Raw genomic sequence first — 24,854 nt, 5'->3', positions numbered from 1 at the left:
ATATAACTTACTGATTATCAATTAAATAAATTGAAAATAATTTTGCAGATTCAAAAAAAAATTAAATATTTGCACTATAAGTAATAACTAATTTAATAACAATGAAGTATAACAAATTTTCTAAAAAGGGACAGGAAGACAGAAGTCACCTGTTATTCGATATATTCGGGATCCTTAGTGAAGGGTTATATACTTCGGTTGTTAATCCTCTTCTAAAAATGATAACTGATATCATAGGCATTCATCTATTCATCACAATATTTCCGAATAGAAATGAAAAGCGTTCTGATGTAGCAATCAAATCCAGTCACACTGCATACAAAGTTTGCTTCTGGTAAACTTATATAAAGTGATCATAAGGGATAAATGAAGTGCATACACTTCATACCGAAATAGCAAAAAATAATTCCATAATAAGATGGTAACAATTTCTGATTAGAAACTACTATTCTAAAAAGACTGTCATCAATAGGAATCATTTATTTGTTATTTTTTATCTCATACTAGCTGATTACCACATTGAAACGTAATATCACGAATCATATATCCCATTTTCTTTAGTAAATAATCTGATGTATCTGATTATGCTGTTTTTGAGAAAAATCTTTCTTAAGACCTTATAGTTATATACCTCTAATATCAAAAGTAGAGATCCCAATCTTAACATTGGGTATTGATACACACTATCACAGAAAATAAAGGATACCGAATTCACACCAAGATCCAAGCTACAGTTTGCTGCTACCCAAAAAGGGAAAGTAGGGTATCGTAACTGTACAGGATTACACTTTCCCGTTACCAATTGATCTTTTTCCATAGGTACAGGTATGGCACACATATCTATCTGGGGTTAACACCTATGGGCTTACCCTAACTACTTGTAATACAAAAATCACAACGACATGAGAACTTTAAAATATATATTATTGAGCCTACTCCTTTCTGCTAATCTGGTTTCTTGTACTCCTGATAGCCTAGAAGATTACACTCCCGAAAACACAGAAGTGGTAGCTTCTAAAGGAGAAAATGGTGATTTAGGAGAAGAAGATGAAGAATAATCACATTCATTATAATTTAGTATTTTTGAGGGGTGAAACGATTGACGCTTTTATCCCTCATTTTTTTATTGGTTTGTACGGGTGTTTTTATTAACTCTCGCAATACTAATTCAACAAATAATCCAATTCCTAGTGAACTACAAAAAAATGTTGATTCTTTAAATGACGATTATACTATTGCTTCCAATAATTCTTATTCAGAAGAAAAGAGATTAAACGCTTTGAATCGATTTTTAGAAGGATCTAAAAGACTAGAAATAGACTCTTTATTTTATAAAGGTCTTTATCTCAAAGCAAAGCTTTTCAATAAATACAAAGGTCCGGAAAAAGCGATCGATCAATCCTATTTATTATTACAGTTTGCTAAAAAAAATAAGGATAGTTTTTATATGGGTAAGGCACTTTATAGACTTGGCTATTATAATAAAAAACTAGATAATTATTTAGAAGCTTTTCAATACTATAATGAATCATTTAAGATTAAAAGAAATTTAAAAGATAGTGTGAGTGCCGGAAAATGTTTGATGGCAATGTCCAATATACAAAGAGCATTAGGCGATTATAATGCTGGTAAAACTTCGGCTACAGATGGATTGAACTATGTAGAAAATTCTAATCAATTCAAAACCATTTCAGGATTATATCATGGTATATCACTATCATTTTTTGAATTGGGAAACTACAAAAAGGCTTTATTTTGGAATACTAAAATCTTAAACCTATTTAATGATTCAATTGCTAAAAACAAAATTGGAATTCACAACCTCCCCATTTTTAAAAATACAAAAGCTAATATTTTAGCAAGGCGAAAAAAATATCAAGAAAGTATTGATATTTTTCAATCCTTATTAATTGAAGAGGTTGTAATTGAAAAAAGAACACAATACGCACAAATCTTAAGTAATCTAGGGTATGTTAAGTTTCTTCAAAACCCTGAGAATTCAGAGAGCGAAACCATGCTTTTAAACGCACTCGCCATCAGGCAACAAGAAAATGACTTATTTGGTTTGTTTTCCAGTAATTTACATCTCACCAAATATTATAAAAATAAAGATATTCTAAAGGCAAAATATTATGGATATGCGACCTATGAGGTTTTAAAAGATTTTGGAGACTACGAAGCTTTATTAGAAATATTAACACTAATTACCGAATTGAACCCTGATTCGTTAGCGGATCATCAACGATTTAAAGATGTCAGTCTTAAATTGATGCAACTACGCAAACAAACCAGAGAAATCTATGCGCCTACTCGTTTTGAAAACGAAAACTTACTAAAACAAAACGAAGAAAAAAATACTAAAATTAGATCCGCTCGCAATCAGAACACTATGTACCTACTGGGTATCTTATTATTACTCACTGGTATCGGATTTGTAGTCTACTTCTTTAGACAACGCACCCTTCATCTCAGTCAACAGAATAAAATAATTCAGTTTGAGGCAAGTTATGAAACTGAAACCAGGATTTCTAAACGACTGCATGATGAACTAGGGAATGACATTTTTCAGGCAATGATGCAGTATCAAAATAACCCTCATGATCCGCAAATTAAAAACAAACTGAATAAAGCTTATATCAGAGCACGCGATATCTCACGAGAAAATAACGAATTCGAAACCGGAGACACCTATGCGGAAGAATTAAAAAATATGTTACAGAACTACGCACAGCAAACAATTCAATTAATTTTGGTGCGATTTGATACCGTGAATTGGAACCTCATGCAAACGAATATCAAAATAACGGTATACCGAGTTTTACAAGAACTAATGACCAATATGCAAAAACATAGTAGTGCCAGCCGTGTAACATTAAAATTTTCTAACACTGATCATACACTCATAATTAAGTATGTGGATAACGGTGTGGGGATGACAATAGCACATCTAAAATCGGCAAATGGTCTTCGCAATACAGAAAAGCGTATTCATGCCATAGGAGGAACACTTATCTTTGACTCAGAAAAAGAGGATTCCACTTCATCTGTCAGTAAATCAGGTGAGGAGCTCCGCCAAAACAGAGGATTTAAGGCTGAGATGCGAATTCCTAATTAAAAAAGTAACCATATGTTTACGAAGGTACTGGTAGCAGAAGACTATGAAATTGCCAATCAGGGTATTATAAAAATTCTAAATGAAAAACTTGATATTCATAATATTCAGGAAGCTAAATATTGTGATGATGCCTATCTAAAGTTCAGAAAAGCGCATCAGGATCAGGAAGAATTTCAATTATTAATCACAGACCTTTCTTTTAAAGAAGATCATAAAATCCAGACGAGAACTTCTGGTATCGAACTGATAAAAGATATAAGATCGATACAGCCGCATATCAAAGTGATTGTATATTCTCAGGAAAACAGACCAGATAAAATCAATATGCTATTCAATAAATTCCATATCAATGGATATGTTTGTAAAGGTCAGCAAGCGGTCAAAGAGTTAATCACATGCATTAATGGCGTACATGAAGGTAAAATCATGCAACCACCAGAATTGATAAATTCATCTCATACCAGTATGACCATTCAATTAGATGATCTGGATATGATTTTATTAGAAGAGTTAGCGCAAGGATTTACCAAAAAAGAAATCAGAATCAAACTAAAAAAACAAAAAATATCGCCTAATAGTGAGAGTGCTATCGATAAGAGAGTAAGTAGGCTTTTTGATTATTTTAAAGCTAAAAACAGTACACATCTCGTAGCTATTGTAAAAGATTTAGGGCTGGTATAACCAAAGTTCTATCCATATCAGTTCGTTTCCTTCATCACCTTTCTCTTTTTTGTCAAAAAGCTTCTGACAAATAATTATTGAACATCCTAAAAATACGCAGAAGGGGAAAAAATCAAAAAAATCGCACCAATTACAGAAATCTGTAAGGACATCAGCCGTAGTCATTTTATGTTTGTACCGTAATAATAAGTAAGGGATGTAAAGCAGCTTATTTTACACTATAAAGATGTAAACTAACTATAATGATGAATAAAGATCGGGTACTCATAACTGGAATTATGAATGGAGATGAACGAATACTTACAAGTTTTTATAAGGATAATATCTTGTATGTCCAGAAATATATTCTTCATAATCACGGAAATATGGAAGATGTAGAAGATATATTTCAGGATGCGCTGGTTATACTATATCAAAAATTAAGATCAAGTGTTACAGAGATAAGAGGATCTTTAAAAACATATTTTTATGGAATCTGTAAAAACCTTTGGAGAAATCGATTAAGAAGATCACAGAAATTTGTTTCAAATGAACATAACCTGCATCAAATTACAATAGAAACCAATGATTCTTTATTCATTGATATCGAAAAACAAGAAAGAGAGCAACTTTATAGAAAATATTTTCAAAAGTTAAGTAGTAACAATAAAAGATTATTAGGTCTTTTTTTTGACGGTAAATCTATTAAAGAAGTTTCAAAAATCACAGGATACTCAGAAGGATATACACGTAAAAAGAAAACAACCGTCAAACAACAATTGTTTAGAATGATTGAAAAAGATCCTATATATACAGAATTAAGAGCAGTAAGCTAATACTCTAAGATGTACACCAAAAATTAATTATATAAACGGTATGCTTTTTCTAACTTCTTTTTAATTTTTTTTCTTAATAATCTGGGACGTAACACTTCTATAGTATCGCCAAATCCTAAAATCATACGTTCCAGTTCAAAGTTTAGATGAACATAAAATGTAATGATGACACTACCATCCTCTGTACGTTCTATAATTTTCTGAGAATGATGAAATGGTTTTGTAATTACATAAGGAGCATTGCTTGGGTCCACTTTTAGAACCACCTCCTGTAATTGCGCATCATTAAGCACCGTTACTCCTATGGTATTATGATAATAGATATCTCCATTAAACGGTTCAGTAGTGTAAGGTATTTGCAGGTCAAAATCTATGTGAAGCATTCGGTCTAATGCTAAGGTTACTATGCGCTGATTTTTCTGAGCACTTGATTTTCCAACCAGAAACCATCGGTTGTTAAACTCTTTTAGAATAAATGGATGAAATACAAACTCTGATGCTTCTCTTGCCGTAAAAGATTGATACGTAATTCTTAGCACAATTTTTTTTAAGATTGCCTGATATAAGGTATCCAGATGTTCTAGTCCTTTTAGATTTTCATTTGTATCCAGATGGATAATTGCAGACTGATGGGTCTTTTCTGTATACACCTTATCTTCCAGACGCTGTATAATCCCACCCAATTCTGAGAATAATGAGAAATCCTTAAACTGTTTTAATATTTCAACCGTTTCAGAAAGAACATGCATATCATTTTCTGTTACCGGGATATCGGTGATTGAGTATTGCTCCTCAGCATATCTGTAATACTTTTTATCATATACCTCTATGGGTGCATTGTAGCCCAGTTTATCACTTCTCATCATTTGCAGGTCCAATTGCACTGTGCGTTTACTTACATTAACATCCCGACCTTCATATTCGTGTAAAGCATCAGAACAAGCTGCTATCAGATCATTCAACATCCATTGCCGGTTGTTATTTTGAAGACACTTATCAATGGTTTTATAACGAATTAATGCATTTTTATTTAATGCCATACCAACTATTTTTTTTGAAAATATATATTATTTTTTAACTGCGCAAAATAATTGCGTAGATAATAAACATATTTGTATCAGTATTATAAAAAACTAATAAACATCGGTTGTAGGTAACGCGCTGTCGAACGAGGAGTTGACAGCGCTCAAAAAAAAACAGAAAATGGAAAACAAAATAAAAATTACAGGAAAAACATTAATCGGTTTAGGGTTTAGATCAGGAAAGTGGTTTCCAGATGCGATCGATCATATCAACACAAACCAATTAGAAGGAGAAACGATGCTACAGTATTTAGCCCAATTTAAAGCACCTCCTATAGTAGATTTGCATACAGAACCGATCCCGTTTGCTATTAATATCAAAGCAGAAAACGAATTAGAAGAAACCAATGTGAATTCTGTAATCTCATCCATGGATACGTTGATGAAAACGCCAACACTTGTTCATGGAGCGGTAATGCCAGATGCTTGTCCTACGGGCCCTAACGGAACTATACCTGTGGGTGGTGTCGCTGTTGCTAAGAATGCTATTCATCCGGGAATGCATAGTGCTGATATTTGTTGTTCGGTAATGCTCACTGATTTCGGAAAAACAGATCCTAAAAAAGTGTTGGATGCAGCGCATGCCAATACACATTTTGGTCCGGGAGGAAGAGATAGAAATTCGCAATATCGGTTCCCTGATGAATTATTAGAAGATTTTGAAGGTAATTATATGTTGAATAATGAAAAAATGATTCAGGCAGCAAGATCTCATTTAGGAACACAAGGAGATGGTAATCACTTTTTATTTATAGGGAAATCCAAAAAGACGGGCAATACAATGATGGTGACTCATCACGGATCCAGAGGACCCGGAGCTAATTTATATACACAAGGGATGAAAATTGCAGAACGGTATAGAAAAGAATTGTCTCCGGATACGCTGAAACAGAATGCCTGGATTCCTTTTGATACAGAGGAAGGAGAAACCTACTGGGATGCACTACAGATTATTAGAAAGTGGACAAAAACGAATCATCAGGTGATCCATGATGCTACACTAAAAGCATTGCAAGTAGAAGCGCAGGATCGGTACTGGAACGAACATAACTTTGTTTTTAAAGATGGTGATTTGTTTTATCATGCTAAAGGAGCTACACCACTAGACCCTAAATTTATGCCGGATATTACCGGACCAAGATTGATTCCGCTTAATATGGCAAAACCGATTTTGATTGTAGAAGGAAAAACTTCTATAACTAATTTAGGTTTTGCACCGCACGGAGCAGGGCGTAATATGAGCAGAACACAGCATAGAAAAAGTAAAACCGGAACAATTCAGGAAATTTTTAACCAGGAAACTCAAGGTTTAGATATTCGGTTTTTCTCTAATGAGATTGATATTACAGAACTGCCGAGTGCCTATAAAAATGCAGAAACCGTAAGAAACCAAATGGAAGAATTCGGACTCGGTACTGTCATTGATGAGGTGATGCCTTATGGTTCTATTATGGCTGGAGACTGGCAAAAAAATGCACCTTGGAAAAAGAGAAGAAGAAAATGATGTATGTTTCAGAAATCATATCTAATTGTATTCCTTTTCTTTCAGATCGTTGGAAGGCATCTAATAGTGATTTTCTAATTCCGGAATATATAGATTTATTTGCTAAAAAAATGGAAACATATCTATATGATGGAATTCCGGAAACGTATCCGTTGCCCTTATGTAATGATGAAAAAACGCCTGCTTTATCAGAGGTAATACGGCACTTTATAGAAGTAATAAAAATCACAAGAAACAACGGAGGTGCAATTACTACCGATGTATCAAAACTATGGGCAATTGCCATAGAAAACACTACTTTTGAGTATCTAATGATATTAATGGGCCAAAGATACACAGCATCGAGTAGTAAAGGTAAAGCTGCATTGCCTCCGGCAAAAGTACTATTGCTCAAAAGTGCCTTTACCTCTTTAAATGAGCAAATTCTTGTAGCCACAAAAGCTTGGGAAAAACATGCAGGACGATCTGCTAATAATTTTTGGGGTGAAGTTAAAGGAGGACCAAAGGAGAAAGAAAAAAAGGTAAAAAATATAGTTATTACGATGATTAAAAATCATACTTGGTGGAATATTTTTTTTCATTATAAACACGGATTAGTATATGAAATTAGAGTACCAAGTGGTCATGGAATTAGATGGAATAGAAAAGGTACAAGATTAATTGGGTTTCTAGAACCCTTCTTATGAATAAAAAGTTATGGGAAATTTTACAAAAAAATATGGCTTTACAGAAAAAGAATGGAATGCATGTTTAAAGGTATTATCTTCCCTAAAAAAAGATCCATTTCATAATCCTAACAATACTCATATTGCCTCTTTAATCACCAAGATTTATAAACAAGCTAAAAAAAGTAACCGAATAAAAAGTTATCAGCAGAAAAAAGAAAAAGATCTTAAAACCGTTAACAATTCAGAGATTTCAAAAAAAGCACTGCGCAATACGACTTCTTTTAATCAAGAACAGCAGAAGCACCAAAATTTTCTACCCTTAGCAATTCCTAAAAATTGTTATTGTTGTAATCAATCCTTCGATATTGCACATTCATTCTATAATCGATTGTGTCCATCTTGCGCAAAGATAAATTACGCTAATCGTTTTAGAAGCATAGACCTTTCAAATCGTAATGTGATACTTACGGGAGGAAGAGTAAAAATTGGATATGCTACTGCTTTAAAATTCTTGAGAAGTAATGCCAATGTAATAATTACGACACGCTTTCCCAGTATTGCCTTAAATCAGTTTAAAAAAGAATCTGATTATGAACAATGGAAAAGCAATCTCACTGTATATGGGCTCGACCTCAGAAAACTAAAAGAAGTACAGGCTTTTATTACATACTATCGACTAAACTATGATACATTAGATATTCTGGTAAATAATGCTGCGCAAACTATAAAATATGATGAAGCATATTACCTCCCATTGATCCAAAACGAAAAGAAACTATTAATAAGTTATACTGATCACAAGAATATTATAAAAAACAAAACCCCTGTTACCGAAACAATAAAATCGTTAACATATATAGAAGATAAAGAAAATCTAGAAATAAATCGATTTGGACAACCTGTTGACAAAAGAGAAAAAAACAGTTGGAATTCTACATTAGAAGAAGTGGATATGATAGAACTTTTGGAGGTAAATCTTATCAATCAGATCTCTCCATACTATCTAATAAAAGAACTCACTCCCTTATTAAAAGATTCTTCTTTTGATAAAAAATTTATACTAAATGTTACTTCATCAGAAGGGCAATTTAGTTATCTTAACAAATCAATTTTTCATCCACATACCAATATGACAAAAGCCTCTCTAAACATGTTAACACGTACTTCTGCTGAAGCTTATAAAAAACACCATATTTATATGAACTCGGTAGATGTCGGCTGGGTATCTACTGGTGCCAGAGAAGAATTACGAAAAAGACAGTTTAGCAATGGATATATACCACCTTTAGATCCTGTAGACGGAGCTTCCAGAATTCTTATTCCGATTATAGAAGGAATAGAGAATTGTAATCTTCAGGTAGGTAAATTGCTTAAAAATTATAAAGTAGAAAATTGGTAAAATACCGGAGTGTTAGCTCAATTGGAAGAGCGTCTGTTCATCAATCAGAAGGTTGTGGGTTCAAAACCCATACACTCCACAAAAATAGAACTTTCACTAAAAACATTGGTGGCTTTTTATCAAAAAAGTACATTGTAAATTAGGGAGCGTGATAGTTTAATTGGAAAAACAGTGGGCTGCAAACCCATAGTTACAAGTTCAAATCTTGTTCATGCTCCTTTTCAAAATGCTCATTCTTTGTATTACAGACATAAAAACTCATTTCAAAAGAGAGTAAACTGATTAAGTCTATTCTCCTATTATAACCCAACACATCATTTTAAACAGGAATTTCTATCATAGCAGTAAAGCCTTTTTCCGAGTTAAAGATAATCCTTCCTTCTATTGCATCTATACGCTTTTCTGTATTGTAGAGACTATTATCAGAATTAAGTAATAAAATAATATTCGCATTACAAAAATAAGTCTACATTTTGATTTCAACATGGTTTATACCATATTTGCAATATATAATGAGCAAAAACAAAAAACATATCGTATTAAAACCGCTGTATATTCAGTGTGATTTTCGCAGGATAGTAGAATCATCCGGGCGAAACAGGACGTTATGTAACAGTTTTAATCATTTTTTAGCATGATATAAATTAAAAAACTCAGTATACTAACAAGCGTCCAAGAAATTGGACGCTTTTTATTTGAAAAAAAAATAAAAATTATTGAAAAAACACTAAACACATAGAAAACAGTACTTGGAAGATAAGCATCAGGGAGACAGACTATTGCAATAAAATCCAATATTCGTTGAAAAACGAACAGGATGACCCATTTCTAATTTTAAATATAACTAATTGATTATCAATTAATTAATTTAATAAAATGTTTGTAAATTAAAAAAATGTTTCCATCTTTGCATCGCAATCAATTGTATTAACAAACTACAAACCTTACATACGATAGGCATATAAAAAACAAATAAAATGATACCGAATAACCCACTACATAGTATAGTCCGCTTCATTAATAAACAAAGAGAATATTGTTCTGATAAGAATAATACTGGCGTCTATTTTATAGAAAAGATGATGATAACATAACGTATTCATCCATCCATATATAAGAAGACGCCCAAACAAGGCGTCTTTTTTTATGCCTATAGTTCACTGACATATTGAAAACTAAATACATTGATGTGTAGCTTAATTGGATAAAAGCACTCGACTTTTAATCGAGGTTATGTGAGTTCAAGTCTCACTACGTCAACGACAAGAAGGATAAGCAACTATCGGATTGTTGCACTTGTTTGTTAAATAAGTGAGCGTCCCAGGATAATGAAGGTTCATGCCTTATGTATAGAGCAACGACAAGATAGCTGCAGAGTTAAGATTACAGACTGCAAATATATTATACATGAGTTTGAATCTAATTCTTATCTCTTTTATGGGAGTTCGCCAGCGTTGGAGAGCTGGAGCGGTCTGTAAAACCGTTGTCGAAAGACTGAGTAGGTTCGAATCCTATGACTCCCACAATTTAGTACCGTAGCACAATGGTTAGTGCACCCGACTGTCTCTCGGAAGGTCGCGGGTTCAAATCCCGTCGGTACTGCACTAATATCTGGGGATATAACAATGGTAGTTTACCCGCCTTGGACGCGGGAGGTTATAGGTTCGAGTCCTGTTCCCCAGACAAACTGACCTGTGATGTAATGGCAGCATCCAAGACTTTGACTCTTGGTGTAAAGGTTCAAATCCTTTCGGGTCATCAAAATAGTGGCTTTAGTTTATTTATTAAAATACCTCAATATGAATGAGGGGGAGCTGCACTTAAATCCCCAAGTCAACCAACATCAGGAATATAGTTCTATTGGGCAGAAAATTGGGTTACGACCCCAAAGAAGCAGGTTCTAAAACGTTCCTTGTTTACGGTTTCCTAAAACAATAACAAATATATGAGCAATCGGGCTGTTCCTGCTAATTTTTAAAACAACGTTCAACCAATTCATCCTATGATTATGAAAACTCAATTAACCAGTACCAAAAGAAAAACAAAATACAAAAAATCGATAATCACCAGTAAGTTGCCAGAGTGGATATCAAGCTACATTACGATGATGAGCACCTTATTATTCCCTCCTGAATCAAAGTCGATACTGGATAAAAATGATAGACCTCACACATACTATAAATAATGTTATTTACCTACGCATAATAGTTGCGTAGTTAGATTTCATTTTTGTATCAGATTTAAAAAGCAAGAGAGTTATGAACGACATGAGCAGAAATAATATAATAAGAATAGATCAATTCCTAGAAAACAACAAAGGATTCTGGAAGGGTCTGGAATCATTTTGTGTCATTGAATGTTGTGGTGTAGATGCTCTTGATCTTTCTAAAGAACATATTAAAAAAACAGTTTCCTTTTATAATATCCAGCATATTATAACTGACATAGATCAATCTATAGAATGGATCCATACCAGTTCAGGAAAATTAATAAGTAGTTCCATATTGAATCATTGTGTTTCACAGAAAAAATTTATTGAACTCCTTAAAAATATCAAGCTGGTCTTGTTGCGTGTTTCTGTATAGCACCATTGTATGAGGTATTGCATTATTTGTATCATCACTTCATATACAACTTGACTTGAAGGTTTATCGGCTATTTTTCCAAAAAAAATGCCACCAATTCTGTAAATGTGGGTTCGATTCCCACCCCTGATTACTCAGGGTAGTTTAGTGGATAGAACGACAGATAATTCATGTAGGTTCGAATCCTACTCCCGATAGCTATTGGGATGGCGAAATTGGTAGACGCACCAGATTAGGGTTCTGGCGAATAGACACTCAAAATGTCTTTTTCTAAAGCTGATCATCTTTTTAAACTGATCTCCAGCCTGTCACGCTGTTAAATATGATAGAAACCGTGATAGCAGATCAGTTGCTGTAGTACTCTTGCTATATCAACAGTCTTAAAAGTACTTTGAAATATTAGTATTGTTATCATTAGAAACTATTACTTTTTTGTATTCAGATTTCTGAGACATAAGATCATATCAGCATCTTATCCTCTTTCATCTCTTTACTTAAAACGAATAGCCGAAAAAATATCCTGCTATTATTACCGTACCTGATAGATGATTTGCTGTTACTGTTTTTTTAAACAAAAAACAACCCGATTTTTATAATCGGATTAAAAATATACTTCAATACAGAGCTATACCCGTGGTTCCAGACAGGAGTAGACAACTTACTATGACCAGAGTTGTCATCAATATATGTATAATTAAAAACCAAAAAAATGAAACGAGTAAGAATTAATGCGGGCAAAGTAGGTTTAATCTTTAATAAAGGTGATTACCAACGTATAATTACTAAAGGCACCTATTGGTTAGGCTTTGGTGAACGTGTAATACAATATGATCTTACACAATCTTTTGTGGCTCCAATAGCATTAGACCTCTTACTTGAAGATGCAACATTAGAAGCAATGCTGCACGTAATCGAAGTAAAAGATAATGAGATTGTTTTAGTATATGAAAATCATAATTTTAAAACCATTTTAGCAGCAGGTCGTTACTTGTACTGGAAAGGTTTGATCAATTATAAGTTTACTACTGCCGATCTGAGTAAAATCTATATTACAGAAAAAATTGACACCTCTCTGTTTAGTCACTATGCATTGACAAAATACATTCGAGTTTTTGAAGTAACTGCATACGAAAAAGCAGTATTGATTGTCGATGACGTATATATAAAAACACTAGAGAGTGGTAGTTACCGTTTCTGGAGAAATGACACTTCAATTACGATTGCAAAAGTTGATGTACGTCAATTGCAATTGGAAATCGCTGGTCAGGAGTTGTTGACTAAAGATAAAGCGGCAGTTCGTATCAACTTTAATACCCAGTATAAGGTGATTGATATTGAGAAAGCTTTGCTCGATAACAAAGAGTATGAGAAGCAGTTGTATATAGCAATGCAACTCGTATTACGAGCATATGTAGGTACCTATACATTAGATGAGTTGTTAGATCGTAAAGAAAGTATGGCACAAACAGTATTAGAAGACACAAAAAATACAGCTACTAAACTAGGTGTACGTATTCTCAACTGTGGTATTCGTGATATCATTTTACCAGGTGAAATGAAAGAGATCATGAATCAGGTATTGGTTGCTCAGAAAAGGGCACAAGCTAATATTATCACCCGCCGTGAAGAGACCGCTTCTACCCGTAGTTTGCTAAATACTGCAAAACTTATGGAAGATAATGAAATGCTTTACAAGCTCAAAGAAATGGAGTATGTAGAGAAAATTGCTGACAAAATCGGTGAAATAACAGTTTCAGGTAATGGCGGTATGGTCAAACAATTAAAAGATATTTTCTCTGTGAGTAAATAGGTGTTCCAAATGCGTTAGTTCTCAATAACTAGCGCATTTTTTGTTATCAATTGAATGAGACTCTGAATTCATTAGAAAGGAATTCTATGATCATTGCAGTCATAAAGAAAAACCAATCAGCTATCAGACAGATGATCGTGTCAAATATGCAACACAATGGGAAGTTTATACATGATATCAATGCGTCCTTCTATATACCTTTGCATCTCACACTTAAAACAAAGTATTATGAAAACTATATTCACCACTTTATTTATACTGATCCTTACTAACACATTGATCTCACAAGAAGGTTTTTTGGCTGTTAACGAAAATTATACTTTTTACAAAACATATGATTTCCATACTCAACCTTCTAAGTTTACTGCAGAAATACTTAATACTACTAATTTTAAATACAAACAGTTCTTAAGTAACGCTAAAAAATCACCAAATACGTATCTAATAGGGGATCAATTATTTTCTAAAAAAGCGCTTACTCAATTTATAAGAAAAAGTGTTCTGAAATCTGAAAATTTCAAAGAGTTTTTACAATTTACACGTCAAGAATATCAATTGCTTTTTTCTGACCTTTCTGAATCTGAAATAGAACTTTTATACATCAAATTCAGACAAGGTACTTTTCATAAATACATAGATGAGCTCTCAGAAATTATTTAAGGCTCATACAACAAGATATTTTGATAGTAAATATTGATATCTTTGCTGTCTTAAAAATTAATAATGAAATTAACGATTGCTGTAATATGTGCAGGACTCTTTTTTTTAAATTCTCAAGCACAATTAGTCAATATAGAATCAAAGCGCATGCAGACGGATTCTACCCGATTTGTATTAAAAAGTGATTTGCTTTTTAATTATACAGATAACAACGGAGAATACGTAATGCAGATCGGATCTAATCTTGCTACCCAATATAAATCAAAGGATTTTCAGAAAAATTATTTTATGATCCTTAATTATAACCTCATTCGTACCAATGAGATGGATTTTCAGAATTCCTGGTTTTTTCATACCCGATATAATCAAAAATTATCTCCTATCTGGTCTCTAGAAGCCTTTATACAAAATCAAAACAACACGCAACTTACTATTACTCAAAGAAATTTAATAGGAACAGGGGTTCGACTAAAACTAATCTCAAAAGCGACCACTAGCATCTATTTTGGAAATTCTTATATGTATGAAGCAGAAGAAATCGATGCAACCGATCAACAATTTTATAACCACAGAAACAGTAGTTATCTTTCTATTAATCAATCTGTACAAAAAATTAATTTGGATATTATAGCTACACTATATTTTCAGCCATTATATACAGATATAGCGAATCACAGAATTTTAGGCCAGTTAAAGACAGAGATTCCTCTTACAGATGTAATAAGCCTTTCTGCACTATATAATTATTCCCGTACTAGTTTTTCATCAGATTTACAGGACGATGAAGCTTCTAACCTTAGTATAGGTGTTACCTTAAATATATAATTTGTAATTTTTAGTATTTAAAAAACACAAATCAGCATAGTGACTCTAGTCATTCTGAGAGATTTTATCCATCAGATTCATGACAAATGCTCCATCTGCAGAAGGACAAGGATTTTCATCTTTATTTAAAAAATAATCAACAGTAGCTGTTATCATAGGCTCTTGAATATGTTTTGGATTTTCAAAATTAAAAACCTCTGTATTTTTTTGTGATACTAAAGATACAGAAGAACCAGAAAAAAAGGAAAATCTAATAGTTCCTTCAGAACCGTAGATAGTACATTCATCTTTTTGATCCTGCACAGCGGCATTAAAATTCCAAATTCCTCTGAACTGAATTCCATTTTCAAAGTGTATGATTCCATTTACCATATCAGCAACACCATCAGTTGTATGTCTGCGGTTAGAAAAACCAATAACATTAGTCACTCCACCAAAAAAGTGATACATAATATCCAATTGGTGAGGTGCAAGATCCTGAAAATAGCCTCCACCCGAAATTTCGGGTTGTAATCGCCAGTTTTGTTCAGTATTCTGATCAAACTCGGTATTTCTGGATTGTAGTAATGTGATATCGGCAAATGATACTGCTCCAATGGCATTCTGCTCTAAAAGTTCTTTCACTTTTCTGAACACAGGAAGTCTTCTCCGATAATGCGCTACTACCAGTTTCCCGGTACTTCGCTGAGCAGCATCATGAATTCTTTGTGCCTCCTCGGCATTCATAGCCATGGGTTTTTCCAGATATATATCTTTTCCAATATCAAGTGCTTTTAAAGCAAATTCTATGTGTGAAGAAGGTGGTGTAGCAATATAGATTGCATTAATCTCTTTATGATATAAAATTTTTGTGGCATCATCATACCATTCCGGAACTCCGTGGCGTACTGCAAAATCTTTAGCTTTAGCGCCATCACGTCGCATCACAGCAATAAGTTTAGAGTTTGTGATACGCTGAAAAGCAGGACCGCTTTTTACCTCTGTAACATCACCACATCCTATAATTCCCCAGTTGATTTGTTTCATAAATAATTAGGTTACTTTATCTGTATTGATGATTAATTTTTAGTTTTTATAAAACTAAAAACTCATCGCTTATTTACTAAAGTAAAGATACAAGAAAATCTGGGTATGATTTATTAAAAATAACTCGCACGACTTTATAAATTAACCATCTGCAAACGACATTTTAAAAACCCTTTTATTGTAAAGAGAATCTTTATTAATTAGTCGATTAGAAATAAAAACAAGACCGGTTTACTACAAGAATTACAAGGTAAGACTGTTTTATTCTGATTATGTTAAACTACAGCTGAGACAGAGTCTACAAGAATTCTAAAGATCAAATAGCTAGTTGAGTCTTGATTTTCTGTACATTGAGATTATTGAGTAGTTCTATTAAATTTGGATACCATTTTTCGTGATAACCAAAAGCTTTAATTCTAAATTCACGTATGGCTTTTTCCTTCTCCCAACCTTCTACTACAATTCTATATGCTGCAATTATCGCTCCTGTTCTATCAGAACCATGCCAACAATGTATAAGTATAGGCTTTTTGGAAGTATGAATTACCTGTAGCGCTTGGACTAGATCATCTTCACTTAACAGTCCTGCCTTTAAGGGAATTCTTTCTAGTTTCAAACTAGTATGCTTCGCTTTCTTAATATCCTCTCTTAATCTCCTTACGTTCAGGACAGTTTTAAAGCCTTTTTCTTCTAACTCTGTAAAGCCTCTTCTACTTGGCTGTTCTGAGCGATATATAGAATCACTAATTTGATAAAGATTATTAAAATACCTGGATTCAATTTTTTGATATTCTTTTTCTTGAGCATTACTTTTCATAGCAAAAAACAGTAAACCCAAACATAGTAAATTAATACTATTCACGATATAATGATTCATATGATATATTCAGAAATTAAAATCTATTGAAACAAAATAGCCATCTCAAAAAGAGATGGCTATGTAGTAGCGAGGACTGGACTCGAACCAGTGACCTTCGGGTTATGAGCCCGACGAGCTGCCTACTGCTCTACCTCGCGATATATGTTAGTTTACTTGGTAATTAAACCTTCAAGTTATGAACTTGACAAACTTTAATAACAATTGTTTTTTTGATAAACACCTTGCTATCGGAGCGCAAATATACAACCTTTTTTAACTTAGCCAAGCTATTTTAAAATTTAAATAGCTAATTTTTACAAAATTTTAGCTTATCTATTGATTACACAACAAATAGCTATTGAAAAAAAATCAGTAAAAGTACATATTCCCATCTATCAATTATAGAATTTGCAACAGATATGCCATCTTTTGAGATATAATCAAAACTAAAGCGCTTTTATGATTTCTTTAGCAGTTACCCCCATAATTTTGTAAATTTGCATCCTTTTCTTTTCCATATAAAGAAATAAAATTGAATGATCGTTAAAAGTATATAAAATGAGTAAGACATTATTTGACAAAGTGTGGGATTCACATGTAATCCGAAAAATTGAAGATGGACCTGATGTATTTTTTATTGATCGCCATTTCATTCACGAGGTAACTAGTCCTGTAGCTTTTTTAGGACTAAAAAGCAGAAATAACAGTGTGTTATATCCTCAAAGAACTTTTGCTACAGCCGATCATAATACACCAACTATCAATCAGCATCTTCCTGTAGAGGATCCGCTATCTGCTAATCAATTAAAAGCATTAGAAGAGAATGCCGCAGAATGGGGTATTTCTCACTGGGGATTAGGACATCAAAAAAATGGTATCGTACACGTGGTGGGACCAGAAAACGGAATAACGCTTCCTGGAGCTACAATCGTATGTGGAGATTCTCATACTTCTACACATGGAGCGTTTGGAGCTATTGCTTTTGGTATCGGTACCTCTGAAGTAGAAATGGTATTGTCTACGCAATGTATTATGCAACCTAAACCAAAAAAGATGCGTATCAATGTGAATGGTGCCTTAGGTTTTGGAGTAACACCAAAAGATGTAGCATTATATATCATTTCAAAATTGACTACCTCTGGAGCTACCGGATATTTTGTAGAATATGCTGGTGATGTATTCAGAAATATGACTATGGAAGGTCGTATGACGGTATGTAACTTAAGTATAGAGATGGGAGCTCGTGGTGGTATGATTGCACCAGATGAAAAAACATATGAATATATAAAAGGACGTGCATTAACTCCTACCGGGGACGCTTGGGACAAAGCGATGGAATATTGGCAAACACTTTCTACAGATGATGATGCGGTTTTTGACAAAGAGTTAAACTTTAATGGTGCTGATATCGAACCGATGATTACCTATGGTACCAATCCTGGAATGGGAATAGGTATTTCTAATATTATTCCAAACGCTGAAGATCTTGAAGGAGGATCAGCAACCTATAAAAAATCACTAAGCTACATGAATTTCTTAGAAGGAGATTCAATGATTGGCAAACCAGTTGATTTTGTATTCTTAGGAAGTTGTACAAACGGAAGAATCGAGGATTTTAGAGCATTTGCTTCTATAGTAAAAGGTAAGAAAAAAGCTCAAAACATTACTGCCTGGTTAGTTCCGGGATCCCATGAAGTAGAAGCCGCTATCAAAAATGAAGGAATTCTTGACATCATTACAGAAGCTGGATTTACATTAAGAGAGCCTGGTTGTTCTGCTTGTTTAGCTATGAATGATGATAAAATCCCAGCAGGAAAATTAGCAGTAAGTACTTCTAACAGAAATTTTGAAGGAAGACAAGGTCCTGGATCAAGAACTTTATTAGCAAGTCCACTGGTCGCTGCTGCAACTGCGGTAACCGGAGTTGTGACTGACCCAAGAACTTTATTAGAAAAAGCAATAGCATAATACAATTCTGAGCCTAATTCATAATAGAAAGATTCAGAATCATTAATTAGATAAAAATGGCATACGATAAATTTAATATACTTACAAGCACTGCGGTTCCTTTACCCATAGAGAATGTAGATACCGATCAGATTATACCTGCTCGTTTTTTAAAAGCGACAGAGCGTAAGGGGTTTGGAGATAATCTCTTTAGAGATTGGAGATATGATAGTGATAATAATCCTAAAGAAGATTTTGCACTTAATAATCCTAAATATAGTGGTCAAATCTTAGTTGGAGGTAAAAACTTTGGTTCAGGATCATCACGTGAGCATGCTGCCTGGGCTGTTTATGATTACGGTTTTAGATGTGTAGTTTCTAGTTTTTTTGCTGATATTTTTAGAGGAAATTGCCTCAATATAGGGGTGCTTCCGGTTCAGGTAAGCCCAGAGTTTTTGGAGAAAATATTTAATGCTATTGAGACAGATCCTACTACACAATTAGAAGTTAATTTACCAGAACAAACAATTACCTTAAAAAGTATTGGAGCAACAGAATCATTTGATATCAATAGTTACAAAAAAGAAAACATGCTGAATGGATATGATGATATTGATTATTTGACTAAAATGAAATCAGAAATTCAGGAATTTGCAGCTGCACGTCCATTTTAACCCTATTACATAACTAATTGGAGCGTTTGGAGGAGCTATTCGTTACAATTCCTCATACTTCTCCCTATGGTAATCAGGATCAGGCTTGCGGGATTTTCACTACAATCCCATATGCAAAAGATAACTTATAAACCTAACAGGTTATAAAAACCTGTTAGGTTTCCAAAACAAAGCTGAACAGATAATACAAAATGAATAAGCGACCTATTGAGATCATGGATACTACGCTTCGGGATGGTGAACAAACCTCCGGAATCTCGTTTTCTGCTTCAGAGAAACTAACTATTGCTCGTCTTTTAATTGAAGAACTAAAAGTAGATCGAATAGAAGTGGCGTCTGCTCGTGTATCCGAAGGAGAATTTGATGCTGTGAAAAGTATTATTGATTGGGCAAAAGCTAATGGATATATTGATCAAGTTGAGATATTAACATTTGTAGATGGTGGTAAATCAATCCAATGGATGAAAAATACAGGAGCTAAGGTTCAAAATTTATTAACCAAAGGATCTTTAAATCACCTCACTTACCAACTAAAAAAAACGCCAGAACAACATTTTACAGAAATTGCAAATACCTTCTCACAAGCAAAAGAAGAAGGCTTTATCAATAACATATATCTAGAGGATTGGAGCAACGGGATGCGTAACTCTCCGGAGTACGTATATCAATTTCTTGATTTCCTCACAACTCAGCCTGTGAAACGGATATTATTACCTGATACATTAGGAGTATTGATCCCTTCAGAAACTTCTGAATACTTAACCTCTTTACGTACTAAATATCCTGATTTTCATTTTGATTTTCATGCACATAATGATTATGATCTGGGTGTAGCCAATGTACTAGAAAGTCTAAAAGCAGGAGTTAATGGATTACATCTTACTATGAATGGCATGGGAGAACGTGCAGGGAACGCACCTCTCGCAAGTGTGGTCGCAGTAATCAATGATTACCTCCCAGAAGTATCCATCAATATAAAAGAAGCAGCTTTATATAAAGTAAGTAAACTGGTAGAGACCTTTTCAGGATTCAAAATCCCTGCAAATAAACCAGTAGTAGGAGAAAATGTATTTACACAAACCGCAGGAATTCATGCAGATGGTGATAATAAGCATAACTTGTATTTTAATGACCTAATGCCAGAGCGTTTTGGCAGAAAACGTAAATACGCTTTAGGAAAGACCTCCGGAAAGGCCAATATTGAAAAAAACCTTCAGGAACTGGGAGTAAAATTAAGCCCCGAAGATGTCAAAAAAGTTACCCAACGCATTATTAAGTTAGGAGATAAAAAAGAGGTAGTTACACAAGAAGATCTACCCTACATTATATCAGATGTGCTGGACAGTAAGTCTTATGAAGACACTGTAAAAATAAAATCCTATGTATTAAACCATGCCAGAGGGTTAAAACCTTCTGCTACAGTAGCTATTAAAATAGAGGATGAGACAATTGAAGAACACGCACAAGGCGATGGACAATATGATGCTTTTATGAAAGCATTAGGCAAGGTTTATAAAAAGAAAAAGAAAACGCTTCCTATATTGATTGATTATGCCGTTAGAATCCCACCAGGAAGTACTTCTGACGCCTTATGTGAAACTATAATCACTTGGAAAACGGAAGAAAAAGAATTTGTAACCAGAGGATTAAACTCTGACCAAACTGTTTCTGCTATCAAAGCCACCGAAAAAATGCTGAATATTATAGAATTATAAATATCTCTTTTCAAATTGTCCGCCTGAGCTTGTCGAACAATTTGAAATATAATATAATTTTTTACTTGCTCAGCTTACTATAAAATAATTAAAATATATAATACGTACTAATGGAATTAAACATAGCATTACTTGCCGGAGATGGAATCGGACCAGAAGTTATTGACCAAGCTGTAAAAGTTTGTGATGCAATTGCAACAAAGTATAATCATAAGATCAATTGGACAGCTGCCCTTACCGGAGCAGCTGCTATTGATGCCGTAGGAGATCCTTATCCTGATGAAACACACGAGATTTGTGTAAAAGCAGATGCCGTATTATTTGGAGCTATAGGTCATCCCAGGTTTGACAATGACCCCTCTGCAAAAGTGAGACCAGAACAAGGGTTATTAAAAATGCGTCAAAAACTTGGGCTGTTTGCTAATGTAAGACCAACTTTTACTTTTCCATCATTAATTGATAAATCTCCACTAAAAAGAGAACGTATCGAGGGTACCAATTTAGTCTTTTTACGAGAATTGACCAGTGGTATCTATTTTGGAAAAAGAGGAAGAGAAGATGATGGTAATACTGCATACGATACTTGTACCTATACACGAGCTGAAGTGACTCGTTTAGCAAAAAAAGGATTTGAGACGGCTATGGCTCGTAGTAAAAAACTATGTTGTGTTGATAAAGCTAATGTATTAGAATCTTCTCGTCTATGGAGAGAAACTGTACAGAGTATGGAAAAAGAGTATCCGGAAGTAGAAGTAAGCTACGAATTTGTAGATGCAGTTGCTATGCGATTGGTGCAATGGCCTAACTCGTATGATGTACTAATTACAGAAAACCTATTTGGGGATATCCTAACTGATGAAGCTTCGGTAATTTCTGGTTCTATGGGATTGATGCCCTCTGCATCTTTAGGAGAGAAAAATTCGCTATTTGAGCCGATTCATGGATCTTATCCACAAGCAACTGGAAAAGATATTGCAAATCCATTGGCAACAGTTTTATCAGCAGCGATGATGTTTGAAACTGCTTTTGGATTAACGGACGAAGCTGAAGCAATTAGAGTGGTTGTAAATAAATCGCTGGATGCAGGTATCGTAACAGAAGATTTGGCAGAAGGTAAAAAAGCTTACAAAACCAGTGAAATTGGTGATTGGTTGGTAGCTAACATCTAGACCACCAACTTTTGGTACTATTTTAAAATTGAATCAATATCTTATCTCTAATCCCGAAGGAATATATTTCTTCGGGATTTTTATATTTCTTGTTTTATTTTTTATCGTGTAGTTCTCTGCCATTGTACTATTAGAATATTTATATCTTATTCTATAGGAAAGCTTAATTCAAAGCGAGTACCCTTAGCTTTTTCAGAAAAAACCTTGATAGTGCCCTTATGTAGATCCACAAAACGACTTACAAGATTTAAACCTATTCCTGTACCCTTTTCGCCTTTGGTACCTATAGTTGTTTGTTTATTTTCTACATTAAAAACATCCTTTACTTGTTTGACTGACATGCCCACTCCATCATCAATAACGATACATTCTAATCGATCAGCTTTTATGAAAAACTTAATATTTATAGCTCCATTTTCTGTATATTTTAATGCATTTCCTAACAAGTTTCTAAAAATCACATGAAATATTCCTTTATCAAAACGAACAGCAATATCTTTTTCATATTCCAGATGGATATTAGTATTCTTAAAATCTGCTTGTTGTTGGTAGTTGGCGATGATTTCTTTAATCTCTCTCCCAAAGAACATATCTTTAGCATCAATTTTATATCCATTCATTTGCGCTAATGACCAATGAAGCAAATTATCCAGCGTATTTGCCAGTAAATGTGAACTCTTTTCTAATTCCATAGAAAGTTCTATAGTACGTTGATAATTTTCTTTATCAATATGATATTTCATAATCTTGCCAGATCGCTGGAATGGAATTATTAACCCTCTTAAATCATGTGCTATAATAGAAAACAGCCTACTTTTAAATTGATTTAACCGAGCAAGTTCTGTTTGTTGTTTCTTTAGCCTTCTAAATGCCCATATACTCCCTACAAACAAAATAAATAAAACAATAGTTAGGAATAGATACAGGTTTTTTAACGATTTAGCTTGCATTACTATTTGTTGCTGATTTTTTTTCTCTTTAAGTAAATTATTAATCTCCAGCCCTTTTTTCTGAGACTCATATTTTTCTATCAGTTCTGCTACTTTTTCTTCTTGCTTTTCATTAGTTATAGAATCTTTCATTTTACTTCTTAAGTCTGCATAATGCAATGCTGTTTTATGATCTCCTAATTTTGCATATGCTAAATTCAAATACTCATATACCCCGGGTTTATGAACTCTATTACTCTTTTGTAATGCACTATCGAGATATAAAATAGCTTTTTGATATTCTTTCTTTTTAAAATAACTTTCACCTATAATCTTATAGGTTTGCCCAAGTTTTGAAGTGAAACCAAGTTCTTTTTTTAATCGAACACTTTTCTTTGCATACAGCAACCCTTTATCATAATCCATTGCTTTATGAGTATAGTAATTCGATAAGTTATTATAAATAACCGTTTGTAAACTTTTAGCATTTTGTTGAATACATAACTTTTCAACTTCAAACGAAGTCTCCAAAAATTTATCATACAATTCTTGTCTATAAAACAGATTAGCTAAATTTACTGTTGCTTGTATTTTGAGTATGTTGTTATCATCGCATAAAGCCAATGCTTTTTTCAGGTATTTTTGTCCATTTTCAAAATACCCCAAAGTTGTACTGAGTATTCCTATATTAGTATATGTGTTTGCAATTTTATTTGTATTCTTAGCCTTCTCTAATACCTCTACTGCTTTAAAATATAAAACTAATGCCTCCTCATAGTTTTGCTGATTATGTTGTATAACACCCAGATTATGCCGCATCATACCTTCAGTCTCTGGAAGCAAGTTTTTAGTAAGATTCGATCGGATAATAGAATCTGCTGCTACGTAGTTACGCTGCCAGATCAACGTACTACTAATGTGTAATAAAGACTTACCTATTAGTGAATCATTATTTATATCTCGGGAGAGACGTAAGGACTCCTTTGCATAATATAAAGCACTGTCGAGATCTTTTTGTAGAAAATCCTTAGAAATTTTTAATTTTTTTTCTATCCCGACTGCAGTATTTGATTGAGACGAGATTGTAGTACAGTAAGCTAAAAGTAGTATGGATAAAGTATAAATATACTTAGTTGAAAATTTCAATAGTGTGATTTTGATTTTTCTTATAGACTAATTGTTAAATTAAGAAAAAAAAACAACAAATCACTGTTCTATGTCAAGAGCTTCAAAAGCTACTAGTTCTTGTTCTTCAAATCTGGGGTGAAGTTCTATTGGATTGCAACATACTTCGCAATCTTCTACATAGACCTGAAAAGATACCGATGGATCCAGCAACATGGATATCTCTTCCCAACAATACGGACATTGAAAAAAGTGTTCAAACATAT

The 24,854-nt window shown here is 33.5% G+C and carries 22 protein-coding genes and 8 tRNA genes; 24 read left to right on the top strand and 6 right to left on the bottom strand.

Annotated features, from left to right (window positions below):
• The first annotated feature begins 101 nt into the window (after window positions 1–101).
• The 5 genes from ABD816_RS12280 (at window position 102) to ABD816_RS12260 (ending at window position 4,611) form a co-directional block, all read left to right on the top strand.
• Window positions 102–338, top strand: a complete 237-nt coding sequence (locus ABD816_RS12280; RefSeq protein ID WP_344927740.1) for a hypothetical protein — start codon at window positions 102–104, stop codon at window positions 336–338.
• A gap of 564 nt (window positions 339–902) precedes the next feature.
• Window positions 903–1,058 carry a hypothetical protein gene (locus tag ABD816_RS12275; RefSeq protein WP_344927738.1) on the top strand — a complete coding sequence of 52 codons (156 nt, stop codon included), beginning with the start codon at window positions 903–905 and terminating at the stop codon, window positions 1,056–1,058.
• 32 nt (window positions 1,059–1,090) lie between these two features.
• Complete coding sequence (locus ABD816_RS12270) at window positions 1,091–3,115, top strand: tetratricopeptide repeat-containing sensor histidine kinase (protein ID WP_344927736.1); 2,025 nt, start codon at window positions 1,091–1,093, stop codon at window positions 3,113–3,115.
• A 12-nt stretch (window positions 3,116–3,127) separates the two neighbouring features.
• Entirely contained in the window at window positions 3,128–3,796 is a 669-nt protein-coding gene (locus tag ABD816_RS12265; RefSeq protein ID WP_344927734.1) for a DNA-binding response regulator, read from the top strand.
• Window positions 3,797–4,038: 242 nt separating this feature from the next.
• Window positions 4,039–4,611 (top strand): RNA polymerase sigma factor, encoded by a 573-nt coding sequence (locus ABD816_RS12260; RefSeq protein WP_344927732.1) that lies wholly within the window; start codon window positions 4,039–4,041, stop codon window positions 4,609–4,611.
• A 23-nt stretch (window positions 4,612–4,634) separates the two neighbouring features.
• Here ABD816_RS12260 and ABD816_RS12255 read toward each other — a convergent pair whose 3' ends face one another.
• Window positions 4,635–5,651 (bottom strand): helix-turn-helix transcriptional regulator, encoded by a 1,017-nt coding sequence (locus tag ABD816_RS12255; protein WP_344927729.1) that lies wholly within the window; start codon window positions 5,649–5,651, stop codon window positions 4,635–4,637.
• Window positions 5,652–5,814: 163 nt separating this feature from the next.
• Between ABD816_RS12255 and ABD816_RS12250 the strand changes: the two genes are divergently transcribed.
• The 15 genes from ABD816_RS12250 (at window position 5,815) to ABD816_RS12180 (ending at window position 15,144) form a co-directional block, all read left to right on the top strand.
• Window positions 5,815–7,197: an RtcB family protein gene (locus ABD816_RS12250; protein ID WP_344927727.1), complete on the top strand. Its 1,383-nt coding sequence runs from the start codon at window positions 5,815–5,817 to the stop codon at window positions 7,195–7,197.
• On the top strand, window positions 7,173–7,883 hold the full coding sequence (locus ABD816_RS12245) for a hypothetical protein (protein WP_344927726.1): 711 nt from the start codon (window positions 7,173–7,175) through the stop codon (window positions 7,881–7,883). The genes ABD816_RS12250 and ABD816_RS12245 overlap by 25 nt, the downstream gene beginning before the upstream one ends.
• Window positions 7,884–7,893: 10 nt before the next feature.
• Window positions 7,894–9,264: an SDR family oxidoreductase gene (locus tag ABD816_RS12240; protein WP_344927724.1), complete on the top strand. Its 1,371-nt coding sequence runs from the start codon at window positions 7,894–7,896 to the stop codon at window positions 9,262–9,264.
• Between the two features lie 6 nt (window positions 9,265–9,270).
• Window positions 9,271–9,343: transfer RNA gene (locus ABD816_RS12235), tRNA-Asp, on the top strand.
• Between the two features lie 66 nt (window positions 9,344–9,409).
• A tRNA-Cys gene (locus tag ABD816_RS12230) sits at window positions 9,410–9,481 on the top strand.
• A gap of 968 nt (window positions 9,482–10,449) precedes the next feature.
• A tRNA-Lys gene (locus tag ABD816_RS12225) sits at window positions 10,450–10,524 on the top strand.
• Between the two features lie 179 nt (window positions 10,525–10,703).
• Window positions 10,704–10,787 (top strand) — tRNA-Tyr (locus ABD816_RS12220).
• A gap of 6 nt (window positions 10,788–10,793) precedes the next feature.
• Window positions 10,794–10,866: transfer RNA gene (locus ABD816_RS12215), tRNA-Asp, on the top strand.
• 9 nt (window positions 10,867–10,875) lie between these two features.
• Window positions 10,876–10,947, top strand: a tRNA-Pro gene (locus ABD816_RS12210).
• A 5-nt stretch (window positions 10,948–10,952) separates the two neighbouring features.
• A tRNA-Gln gene (locus tag ABD816_RS12205) sits at window positions 10,953–11,023 on the top strand.
• Window positions 11,024–11,272: 249 nt separating this feature from the next.
• Window positions 11,273–11,449 (top strand): hypothetical protein, encoded by a 177-nt coding sequence (locus ABD816_RS12200; RefSeq protein WP_344927722.1) that lies wholly within the window; start codon window positions 11,273–11,275, stop codon window positions 11,447–11,449.
• Window positions 11,450–11,522: 73 nt separating this feature from the next.
• Entirely contained in the window at window positions 11,523–11,849 is a 327-nt protein-coding gene (locus ABD816_RS12195; protein WP_344927721.1) for a DUF6331 family protein, read from the top strand.
• Between the two features lie 709 nt (window positions 11,850–12,558).
• The gene (locus ABD816_RS12190; protein WP_344927720.1) at window positions 12,559–13,659 is read left to right on the top strand and encodes a slipin family protein; all 1,101 of its coding nucleotides are present in this window, start codon (window positions 12,559–12,561) and stop codon (window positions 13,657–13,659) included.
• 228 nt (window positions 13,660–13,887) lie between these two features.
• Window positions 13,888–14,319, top strand: a complete 432-nt coding sequence (locus ABD816_RS12185; RefSeq protein ID WP_344927719.1) for a hypothetical protein — start codon at window positions 13,888–13,890, stop codon at window positions 14,317–14,319.
• Between the two features lie 63 nt (window positions 14,320–14,382).
• Entirely contained in the window at window positions 14,383–15,144 is a 762-nt protein-coding gene (locus ABD816_RS12180) for a DUF481 domain-containing protein (protein ID WP_344927716.1), read from the top strand.
• 45 nt (window positions 15,145–15,189) lie between these two features.
• On the opposite strand, the gene ABD816_RS12175 is transcribed toward ABD816_RS12180, so the two are convergent.
• From ABD816_RS12175 to ABD816_RS12165, 3 genes are all read right to left on the bottom strand, one after another.
• Window positions 15,190–16,170: a Gfo/Idh/MocA family protein gene (locus tag ABD816_RS12175; protein WP_344927714.1), complete on the bottom strand. Its 981-nt coding sequence runs from the start codon at window positions 16,168–16,170 to the stop codon at window positions 15,190–15,192.
• A 316-nt stretch (window positions 16,171–16,486) separates the two neighbouring features.
• The gene (locus tag ABD816_RS12170) at window positions 16,487–17,047 is read right to left on the bottom strand and encodes a fused DSP-PTPase phosphatase/NAD kinase-like protein (RefSeq protein WP_344927712.1); all 561 of its coding nucleotides are present in this window, start codon (window positions 17,045–17,047) and stop codon (window positions 16,487–16,489) included.
• A gap of 67 nt (window positions 17,048–17,114) precedes the next feature.
• Window positions 17,115–17,187 (bottom strand) — tRNA-Met (locus ABD816_RS12165).
• A gap of 400 nt (window positions 17,188–17,587) precedes the next feature.
• Between ABD816_RS12165 and leuC the strand changes: the two genes are divergently transcribed.
• From leuC to leuB, 4 genes are all read left to right on the top strand, one after another.
• The gene (leuC, locus tag ABD816_RS12160; protein WP_344927710.1) at window positions 17,588–18,997 is read left to right on the top strand and encodes a 3-isopropylmalate dehydratase large subunit; all 1,410 of its coding nucleotides are present in this window, start codon (window positions 17,588–17,590) and stop codon (window positions 18,995–18,997) included.
• 56 nt (window positions 18,998–19,053) lie between these two features.
• Entirely contained in the window at window positions 19,054–19,650 is a 597-nt protein-coding gene (gene leuD, locus ABD816_RS12155; RefSeq protein ID WP_344927708.1) for a 3-isopropylmalate dehydratase small subunit, read from the top strand.
• A gap of 191 nt (window positions 19,651–19,841) precedes the next feature.
• Complete coding sequence (locus tag ABD816_RS12150) at window positions 19,842–21,365, top strand: alpha-isopropylmalate synthase regulatory domain-containing protein (protein ID WP_344927707.1); 1,524 nt, start codon at window positions 19,842–19,844, stop codon at window positions 21,363–21,365.
• 110 nt (window positions 21,366–21,475) lie between these two features.
• Entirely contained in the window at window positions 21,476–22,534 is a 1,059-nt protein-coding gene (gene leuB / locus ABD816_RS12145) for a 3-isopropylmalate dehydrogenase (protein WP_344927705.1), read from the top strand.
• A gap of 146 nt (window positions 22,535–22,680) precedes the next feature.
• On the opposite strand, the gene ABD816_RS12140 is transcribed toward leuB, so the two are convergent.
• Window positions 22,681–24,609 carry a tetratricopeptide repeat-containing sensor histidine kinase gene (locus tag ABD816_RS12140; protein WP_344927703.1) on the bottom strand — a complete coding sequence of 643 codons (1,929 nt, stop codon included), beginning with the start codon at window positions 24,607–24,609 and terminating at the stop codon, window positions 22,681–22,683.
• 60 nt (window positions 24,610–24,669) lie between these two features.
• A complete protein-coding gene (locus ABD816_RS12135; protein WP_344927700.1) occupies window positions 24,670–24,852 on the bottom strand; it encodes a CPXCG motif-containing cysteine-rich protein in 183 nt (60 codons plus the stop codon).
• Window positions 24,853–24,854 lie beyond the last annotated feature (2 nt).

The organism is Aquimarina addita (assembly GCF_039539305.1).
Lineage (GTDB): Bacteria > Bacteroidota > Bacteroidia > Flavobacteriales > Flavobacteriaceae > Aquimarina > Aquimarina addita.
Note: the sequence above shows the minus strand (reverse complement) of the source record. Positions and strands in the feature narration are given on the sequence as shown.